At 45.1% G+C, this 7,680-nt stretch carries 10 protein-coding genes; 8 read left to right on the top strand and 2 right to left on the bottom strand.

Going from position 1 to position 7,680, the window contains the following annotated elements:
* Positions 1-277: 277 nt before the first annotated feature.
* Complete coding sequence (locus tag J7R10_RS07450) at positions 278-559, bottom strand: type II toxin-antitoxin system RelB/DinJ family antitoxin (protein WP_208436398.1); 282 nt, start codon at positions 557-559, stop codon at positions 278-280.
* Between the two features lie 411 nt (positions 560-970).
* On the opposite strand from J7R10_RS07450, the gene J7R10_RS07445 reads away from it, so the two are divergent.
* Positions 971-1,108 (top strand): hypothetical protein, encoded by a 138-nt coding sequence (locus J7R10_RS07445; protein ID WP_169728255.1) that lies wholly within the window; start codon positions 971-973, stop codon positions 1,106-1,108.
* A gap of 105 nt (positions 1,109-1,213) precedes the next feature.
* Here J7R10_RS07445 and J7R10_RS07440 read toward each other — a convergent pair whose 3' ends face one another.
* Positions 1,214-1,744 carry a helix-turn-helix domain-containing protein gene (locus J7R10_RS07440; protein WP_010705312.1) on the bottom strand — a complete coding sequence of 177 codons (531 nt, stop codon included), beginning with the start codon at positions 1,742-1,744 and terminating at the stop codon, positions 1,214-1,216.
* Positions 1,745-1,895: 151 nt separating this feature from the next.
* On the opposite strand from J7R10_RS07440, the gene J7R10_RS07435 reads away from it, so the two are divergent.
* The 7 genes from J7R10_RS07435 (at position 1,896) to J7R10_RS07405 (ending at position 7,517) form a co-directional block, all read left to right on the top strand.
* Positions 1,896-2,189: a helix-turn-helix domain-containing protein gene (locus J7R10_RS07435; RefSeq protein ID WP_010704494.1), complete on the top strand. Its 294-nt coding sequence runs from the start codon at positions 1,896-1,898 to the stop codon at positions 2,187-2,189.
* Between the two features lie 73 nt (positions 2,190-2,262).
* Positions 2,263-2,403, top strand: coding sequence for a hypothetical protein (locus J7R10_RS07430; RefSeq protein WP_192813160.1), 141 nt, complete (start codon positions 2,263-2,265; stop codon positions 2,401-2,403).
* Positions 2,387-2,785, top strand: coding sequence for a hypothetical protein (locus J7R10_RS07425; protein ID WP_010705311.1), 399 nt, complete (start codon positions 2,387-2,389; stop codon positions 2,783-2,785). The genes J7R10_RS07430 and J7R10_RS07425 overlap by 17 nt, the downstream gene beginning before the upstream one ends.
* On the top strand, positions 2,785-3,756 hold the full coding sequence (locus J7R10_RS07420; protein WP_010705310.1) for a ParB/RepB/Spo0J family partition protein: 972 nt from the start codon (positions 2,785-2,787) through the stop codon (positions 3,754-3,756). The genes J7R10_RS07425 and J7R10_RS07420 overlap by 1 nt, the downstream gene beginning before the upstream one ends.
* Complete coding sequence (locus J7R10_RS07415) at positions 3,753-4,211, top strand: hypothetical protein (RefSeq protein ID WP_010704497.1); 459 nt, start codon at positions 3,753-3,755, stop codon at positions 4,209-4,211. Before J7R10_RS07420 ends, J7R10_RS07415 begins: the two co-directional genes overlap by 4 nt.
* Positions 4,208-6,181, top strand: coding sequence for a transposase domain-containing protein (locus tag J7R10_RS07410; protein ID WP_010705309.1), 1,974 nt, complete (start codon positions 4,208-4,210; stop codon positions 6,179-6,181). Before J7R10_RS07415 ends, J7R10_RS07410 begins: the two co-directional genes overlap by 4 nt.
* 304 nt (positions 6,182-6,485) lie before the next feature.
* Entirely contained in the window at positions 6,486-7,517 is a 1,032-nt protein-coding gene (locus J7R10_RS07405; RefSeq protein WP_010705308.1) for an AAA family ATPase, read from the top strand.
* The last annotated feature ends 163 nt before the right edge of the window (positions 7,518-7,680 follow it).

Below are 7,680 nucleotides of genomic sequence, written 5' to 3'. Positions count from 1 at the left end.
ATGATGTCTCGCTTGATGAAGTGGATAGCTTTTTTTCTCTTTTTGTTGATCCTCGATTTTGCCCGCCTCATGGATGCGATAGACAATGTTTTTGCACATTTAAAACAATGGTTCTCAAAGAATTAGAAAAGCTATCATATTGAAGAAGGTGTTTTGTAAAAACTTTCTTTCCATAGATCATGCATTCAGTTATAAACGTAGTTCAGATCTCCCTTTGCTTTCGCGTTTAAGATCGCGGTGGAATGAACGGGTATAGACAATTTCTCGCATAGTAAGATTAGGTTCGTTTTTCAGATTTACGCACTTCGCTTCTATCCTCGCGAATCATGGCTCGTAAACCTTCTAATGATGTGCGTTCGACGCGTCCCATTTCGGCATCTTCTATAGTTTGTAATGTTTCTGGATTGGGTTGGAATAGATCAAGCGGTAAAGCTCGATCTCTAGCAATGCGCGTCATAAACATGCGCACTACATCCGATACAGTCAAGCCTGTGGACTTAATGACTGCACTTGCAATTTCTTGAACTTCATCAGGTATACGCGCTTGAATTTTGCCTATTATTAAATCTCCTATTTAACTTGTACCACAATGTACAACACTACGAGTTGACGTCAAGAGACTCAACCGTAGTTTTTCATAAGAGGGCTTAGCAGAATTTAAAAAATTAATAGAGGAAGTTAGCAGAACAAGATACGTTTTGTAGAGTCATGATTCGAAATGCTATTCCCGAACCTTTGTTCACACATCCCGTGTAGTTTGACACTAGGTTTTATACTAAGTGGGAAGAGGTGGGATTAGGTAGGAATACGTGGTAATTTGTTGTTTTTATGGATATTTTTTACCATTAAATGTACTCTTTGTAAAATTGTATTTTGACACCTAAAATTGCAAAAAAAGAGCGAAAATCAGAAAAAAGTGCGTTTCAAAGGTAAAAATGAGAGAAGGCTTTGAAAGGTCTTTGAAAACCCTGTGAAAAATTTTGAAAAGTCTGTGAAAGCCCAGAAAACCGCCTTTGAAGACCCTTTGAAAAAAATGAAACAAAAAGTGCAACCAGTTTTAAAAACAGCCAAAAATGACAAAAAAAGCAAAAAAGATTTCCATATGTGAGTGGAAATCTCTAAAAATGAATTAAAAAACATTATTTATCAATATATTGCATAAATTTTCTAATGTAAAAAGATTTCCACTTTCATTTTTCATATTAAAGGGGCATTAAGCCGTATCTTGTGTAGTTTCTAGATGTACTCTTTCAGCCTCTATTTGACGCTTTAAATGCAATTTTAGAAGAGGCAAAGTAAGTTCCACTTCTTCACTGTCGTTTATGTTTTGAACAAGCTCTTGCAACTTTTTATAAAGCTCTGCCGCTAATTCCGCTATATCTTCAGGGGGGAGTTTTATATTTGCATCGCGATAGGTTGTATAAGCTATGCGACCGAGTTTTTTCATGAGACCAGTAGGAATGGTAGGCGCTTTAAAACCTGCTGCTTTCGCCTTTGCCATGTCACTAAACATTTCACCTTCACCCGTAACGAGCCAATAGGGATTAATGTTATAGGCTGTATGATAGGCATTAATTACTGAAGAGGTTGGCTCATGTGCTCCAATTTCATAATTGGCAAGAGTACCTCGTTGTAAATTAAGGCGTTGCGCGAAAATTCCACGCTCTTCATTTCCGAGCATTCGTCTTATTTCACGCAATCGTTTTGCGAGTTCTGTTTTAGGTTCTCTTTCAGGGCGTGCCAAAAAAATCACTCCAATATCAAATATTTTATTTACAAAGTTAAATATTTGATATATACCTCATATTACCGTCTGTAAAAAAAGACGGTTATTACACAAAGAACCCCACAAAAAACGGATGTGGGAGCATCCGTTTGAAGCAGGAGCGAAGTTTATGACTATCACACAAGTATGGGATCGCCATAGTATTTTAGCCGAGCTACGCCGCCGTAATATGACCTTGGCGGAGCTCGCGAAAGCTTATCAAATACCGTCATCCAGTGTCAAAAACATTTGGACACGGCCTAATGAGAAAGCCGAACGTGCCATAGCCGATTTTATCGGTTTGCCCGTCGAGCAGGTTTTTAACGACCGCTACCCCAAAAGTCGCCGTCGTATTTTCAAAGCAGCAAAACATGCCAATACGGATTCGATAAAGCATTCCGCTTTGCGTGGTAACGCTGCTTAAACTTCGTTACACGGCTTTGCGTTTTTGCGCATTTGCCATGAATGTAAATACCATAAGATAAAAAGGTTTATCAATGTCTAAAGATCAATACGAAATGGGCAAGATAAATTGCATAGAGTTGTGTTGTCAGGCAGCCGTTTTTATGGGTTGGCTTTGGCGATTAGATGGTGGTCATATTGTTTTTATAGGGGGGCGTTATGGTTACTGCTTGTAATTTATGGACCCCAGAGGCAAAAAGAGAAATCATCAATCCTTATTCAGAAGTTGAACGTTTAGAGGTGATGCTTTCCTGTTCTTTTAAGGCGGTGAGTGGTGGATTTAAGCATCTTCCGATCCGGTATATTATTGACCCTCCGCATGGCTTATTTGATGCGGCGTTAGCACGACAGATTGTTATTCATATCTTGCATTATCAGTTTGAGGTGCCACGGCGGCGTATTGTTGCCATACAGGCACGGCAGCGGACTTCTATTTCTCTGTCTCTGCAGGTGATTAACCGGCGTTTAATGGAACCTGTCTTTGCCAAAGCTTATCAAAGATGGTCTGTGCGTGCGATGGATTTGTTTTTAAAAGAGATCAGAAAGGCGGCGGCGTGATGGCACAGTTTCAAAGGCTTGCTCTTGATGTGATTGTTGTGCCCGAGCGTATCCGCCCTGTGGATGATGAGCATGCCAAGGCACTTGCGCAATCGATGGCGCGGGAGGGATTGATGAATCCGATTACGGTGCGCCATACCCCCAATGCTAAAGAGGGCAATTACACACTTATTGCTGGTGCTCACAGGCTGCGTGCTGCGGAGCTTTTGGGCTATAGTGACATTGATGCGGTTGTGGTGCAGGCTGATAAGGACAATGCTGCGCTTTTAGAAGTTGCAGAAAACCTCTTTCGCAATGAATTGTCTGTTATTGACCGTGCCTTGTTTGTCCAGACTTACCGCGAATTGTGGGAAAAGAAGTATGGAGAAATTAAGCGTGGTGGGGATAGAAAATCAAAGGTGCAAGTTGCACCTTTGATCGGTGGTGAGACAGATTTTGAGAAATTGGTGCAACTTGCACCTATTTCTCAAAGGGACAGCAATGCAACTTCAGATCACAATAAAATCGGGTGTGAAGGAGACAAAGTGGCAAAGGGTAAAGTTTACCCTTTGCCAAATGATGGTGACTTAAATGGCAAAGGGACAGTTTTATCTTTTGCTAAACATGTGGCGGACCGCATTGGTTTTTCTCAAGATGTTGTAAAACGTCTTAACTGTATTGCCCAGCATCTACAGCCAGAATTACGCTCTGTTTTGCGTGGGACCGCCTTGGCGGATAATCAGGCACAATTGTTGAAGTTAGCGAAGATGGAGCCGGTTGCGCAACGGCGGGTGGCGGTTGCTTTGCAACAGAATGAGGGGGATTTACGGCGGGCTGTTGATTTGGTCAATGGCATTAATATACCCCCGCAAATTAATGAACAGGAACGGATTTTTGCGCAGTTATTAGGGGTGTGGCAAAGGGCGGATGCGCAAACGCGGGAGCGGTTTTGTGATTATCTTGCAAGAGAACGGGGGGAGGAGCAGGCATGAAGAGGCATGTTTCCCAACAGCTTGATTTTTTTCAAAAGCCGGTCTTTCCCTGCCGTGAACCCGTTGCGCAGATTGATTTGGTTCGGTTTCGCTCACGCATGAAGCGTGCCATGGCGCGGGCTTTACGCGAATGCCGGGTTGAACGCAGTGTGATTGCAGAGCGTATGGCGCATTATTTAGGGATTGGTTGTTTAAGCAAGGCGAGTTTGGATGCTTATGTTGCGGAAAGTAAGCAGGTGGATATTTCTCTGCCGCGTTTTAAAGCCTTTGTGCGGGCGACAGAGGCATTTTGGCTCTGGGATGAGGTGGTGAGTGAAGATGGATTGTTGTTGTTGCAAGGGGATGAGGCGCGGTTAGCAGAGATTGCTAGGCTTCAGCAGGAACAGCGGGAGATTGCGGCACGGTTAAAGGCTATGCGCGCAACGCCGGTTCGCATTAAAAGGGGGCAGCCATGAAAGAATGGTTTAGTATTGCCGAATTGGCTGAGGCTCATTTGCCAGGGTTGCCATCGACCTATAAAAGTCTTGAAAACCATGGGCGCGCATATTGGAGAAAAAATTCTGAACTTTCTAGGAAGGTAGGTGGCAAAACCAAGCCGGTTTGGGAGTATCACATCTCGTTATTGCCGGAGGGGGCAAAGGCGGCATTGTTGGTGCGATATGGAGGGGTGAATGTTTCGCAAAATGTGGAGCAAAAGACAAGCATTTGGGTGCGTTATGAGGGGCTTTCAAAGGCACATAAAAGGCGTTGTGAAGAGCGTTTGAAGGCACTTTGTTTTATGAATGATTTGATCCATGGCGGTCTAGGCGTACATGATGCGGCAACAAGCACTGCGGTGCAATTTGGTGTGAGCCGGATGTCGCTGTTTAATTGGCGGCAGATGGTGGAGGGGTATGAGCGCCCTGATTGGTTGGCAGCGCTAGCGCCTTGTTATGGTGAGGAGAATGTTTCGCAATTTTCTCCTTGTCATGAGGGAGCGTGGGAGGTTTTTTGTTCGGATTATTTGCGCCCCTCTAAACCGGCATTTTCGGCGTGTTATCGGCGCATGGTTTCGGTTGCGCAGGAGCGGGGTTGGGCACCAATACCTTCAGAGCGGGCTTTGCGGCGTCGTTTTAATGCACAAGTTTCCAAAGCGGTTGTGGTTTTGGCGCGTGAGGGAGAAGAAAAAGCAAAAAAGCTTTATCCGGCACAACGGCGTGATCGCTCGAGTCTGCATGCTTTGCAAGCGGTGAATATGGACGGGCATAAGCTGGATGTTTTTGTGCATGTGCCTTGGGCGGAGAAGCCTGTGCGGCTTTATTTGATAGCTATTCAAGATCTTTATTCGGGCAAGATTTTATCGTGGCGCTTGTCTGATGCCGAGACTTGGGAAATCGTGCGTTTGGTGATTGGGGATATGGTGGAGGCTTATGGGATACCGGAGCGAATGACTTTGGATAATGGGCGTGCCTTTACCAGCAAGTGGATTTCTGGGGGAGTGCAAAACCGTTTTCGCTTTAAGATTAAGCCGGATGATCCGCAAGGGCTTTTGACGAGCTTGGGTGTGCAATTGCAATGGACGACACCTTATAGCGGGCAGTCTAAACCGATTGAGAGAGCATGGCGTGATTTAGCAGAAGCGATTTCGAAGCATCCTTTTTGTGCGGGAGCTTATACGGGCAATAAACCGGATGCTAAGCCTGAAGATTATGGCAAGCGCGCGATAGGATTTGAAGCGTTTAAAGCCCATGTTGGCGCGCAAATTTGTGCGCACAACGCGCAAACGGGGCGCAAGGCGGTTAATTGTGCGGGACGCAGTTTTGATGAGACCTTTGCTGAGAGTTTAAAAGCCGATGGGACGATTGTTCGGCAAGCAACAGCGGCGCAACGGGCTTTATGGCTTTTAACATCTGAAGGATTGCGTGCGCAAAAGGGCACGGGAGAGATCCATTTTTATGGCAATCGTTATTGGGCGCGGGCATTGAATGAGCATGCGGGGCAAAAGGTGATTGTACGCTTTGATCCGGATCATTTGCATCAGGATTTGCGGGTTTATGATTTGCATAATCGGTTGATTTGTTTGGCACCATGTCTTTGCGATGTTGGTTTTTACGACCAGCAGGCGGCACGTCTCAATGGGCGTTTGCGTAAAGAGTATGTGAAGGCTGTTAAAGCAGAAAAGCAGCTAGCGGCAAAGCTTGCGCCTGATCACTTGGCAGATGTTTATGGGCGTCTTGAGAAAAAGGGTGAAGCGTTCAAATCCAAGGCTGCGGTAAAGCCAAAGGTTACGAGATTGGTTCCAAACAATGTGGGGAATTTAGCTTTGCAAGCGAAGGAGGACGAGGCTTTGGAAGCCCAAGAATTTAGCCATCATTTGCATAAAGCTTTGAGAAAGCTTTCGGCGTCTGATGAGGGGCGTGAAGTGATAAAGTTTCCTAAGCAATAGGAAAAGGAGAGGGGGGATTTAAGGGGACTGGTTTAGGTCCATGGGCGGGGTTGAAGAATGAACAAAGAAAGGGGGGAAGAAGTCTTATCCATTTCAAATCAATAGAATCCAGTTTTTATGCGTCTTTGCCTTATTGGGTGAGGAGTATGGAGTGATTTAAGTTTCCCCTTTGAGTGAAAAGGTGCAGGGGGAGATTTGTAAGGGAGCCGGTTGAGTATCGCGTACGGCTTGAAGAATAACACGAATGGGTAGGTGGGAGCCTACCCATTCAATAGTCTAAAATCAATACAAGAGGGGATTATAGATGAAAAACGCGATAAATGCAACGGTCGATAAAAATACTTGGGCGCGACCCAAAATCCAGCCCAGTGGAACAGCACAAAACCGCAATAGTGATGATATTGCTTTATGGAACGAGCTTGTGGATGCGGTGAGAACTTTGGCAAAAATGAATGATTGGTCTAAGGCGGAAGTGGCGCGGCGCATTGGTATGCCGGATGGGACATTTTCGCAATGGTATGCGGGGAGTTATGCGGGGCAATTGGGCAAGCAGAATGCGAAGGTTCAACAATGGGTTGAGGTTTTAAAAGAAACGGCGGGGCTTTTGGAGAAGATCCCTGAAAAGCCAGCCTTTCAGAGGAATCGTATTGCCAGTGAGATCATTGACACTTTAACGTTGGCACAAAGCACGGGTGATATGGTGATGATTACGCTTGATGCGGGCAGTGGCAAGACAGAAACATGCCGCCATTACCGTGCAACGCGCCCGCATGTTTATTTGGTGACAGCAAGCCCGCATACGCGCAGTGTTCATGGTATTTTGAATGATATGGCAGCAGAATTAGAAGTGGTGGAATATAATCCCACCCGCTTAACGCGTGCGATTGGCAAGAAATTAGAGCGTGTGGGGAGTGGCACGTTGTTGATTGTTGATGAGGCGCAAAATTTAACGGATGAGGCGATTAATCAATTGCGCCATTTTGTTGATATCAATGGCACAGGGTTAGCTTTGGTTGGCAATGATGAGATTTCTGGACGTTTGGTCCATCGTCAAAATGGACCCTCTTATGCGCAAATTAAAAGCCGTTTGGCAATGCATCTGAAACGTCGCAAACCCTATAGTGAGGATATTGCCGCGCGTATCCATGATTGGGGGATTGAAGATCCTGGGGCGATAAAATTTCTGACAGGGATTGGCTTAAAGGCTGGTGCTTTGCGGCAAATTGACAAGACCATGATGTTGGCACGCATGGCAGCGCTTGGGGATGGATGTGAGGTAACACTTAAACATGTCAAAGCGGCATGGAAAAACCGTGATGTGGAGGAATTGGCATGATCCCTTTATGCGACAAAGAATTATCCAATACGCTTATTGGTCTTTATGACGATTATCAACGCGGTTTTGATATTGGAGAACAGCTTAAACTCTGTGTGGATTTGGCGTTATCCCTTGAGTTGGAATTGAGTATTCACCGTTTAAGCGAAGCAGAGGCGGTTTT

This window comes from Bartonella vinsonii subsp. berkhoffii ATCC 51672, from assembly GCF_902825225.1.
Taxonomy (GTDB): Bacteria; Pseudomonadota; Alphaproteobacteria; order Rhizobiales; family Rhizobiaceae; genus Bartonella; species Bartonella berkhoffii.
This window is presented reverse-complemented; position numbering and strand designations above follow the sequence as displayed.